We start from the raw sequence: 1,124 nt of genomic DNA, 5'->3' as shown, positions 1-1,124 counted from the left end.
ATGGCAAAAGAACATTTTGACAGAAGTAAGCCGCACTGCAACATCGGCACCATCGGCCACGTTGACCACGGTAAGACCACTCTGACCGCTGCTATCTGCACCACCCTCGCCGCTAAGGGTCTGGCTGCTGCAAAGCGTTTCGATGAAATCGACAACGCTCCCGAAGAAAAGGCACGTGGTATCACGATTAACACCTCTCACGTGGAATACACTTCTGCTGCACGTCACTACGCACACGTTGACTGCCCGGGCCATGCTGACTACGTCAAGAACATGGTTACTGGTGCTGCTCAGATGGACGGCGCAATTCTCGTCGTTGCTGCTACTGACGGTCCCATGCCCCAGACTCGTGAACACATCCTTCTCGCACACCAGGTTGGCGTGCCCAAGATCGTTGTTTTCATGAACAAGGTTGACATGGTTGATGACGTTGAACTTCTCGACCTCGTCGAAATGGAAGTTCGCGACCTGCTCTCCAAGTACGAATTTGACGGCGACAACGCTCCGATCATTCGCGGTTCTGCACTCAAGGCTCTCGAAGGCGACGCAGAATACCAGGACAAGATCATGGAACTCATGGCTGCTTGCGACGAATACATTCCGCTGCCGGCTCGTGAAACTGAAAAGCCGTTCCTCATGCCGATCGAAGACGTGTTCACCATTACCGGTCGTGGTACCGTTGCTACCGGCCGTATCGAACGCGGTGTTGTTCATCTGAACGACAAGGTCGAACGCATCGGTCTCGGCGAAACTGCCGAATACGTTATTACCGGTGTTGAAATGTTCCGTAAGCTCCTCGACGACGCTCAGGCTGGTGACAACGTTGGTCTCCTCCTCCGCGGCGCTGAAAAGAAGGACATTTCCCGTGGTATGGTGCTCGCAGCTCCCAAGTCTGTGACTCCGCACACCGAATTCAAGGCTGAAATCTACGTTCTTACTAAGGACGAAGGTGGTCGCCACACTCCGTTCATGAACGGCTATCGTCCCCAGTTCTACTTCCGCACCACCGACGTTACTGGTACCATCCAGCTGCCGGAAGGTGTTGAAATGGTGACCCCGGGTGACACCGTCACTATCCACACCACTCTGATCGCTCCCGTCGCAATGGAAAAGCAGCTCCGCTT

Annotated in this window: 1 protein-coding gene; it reads left to right on the top strand. The window is 54.4% G+C overall.

What is annotated here, in order from left to right; all coding sequences use genetic code 11:
* Positions 1–1,124: elongation factor Tu (tuf, locus tag MMG03_RS15775; protein WP_249506722.1), on the top strand; the 1,124-nt coding region annotated here is incomplete at its 3' end.

The sequence above is a fragment of the Fibrobacter sp. HC4 genome, assembly GCF_023373925.1.
GTDB lineage: Bacteria > Fibrobacterota > Fibrobacteria > Fibrobacterales > Fibrobacteraceae > Fibrobacter.
The sequence above is the reverse complement of the archived record's forward strand: the minus strand, read 5'-3'. Positions and strand labels throughout refer to the sequence as shown.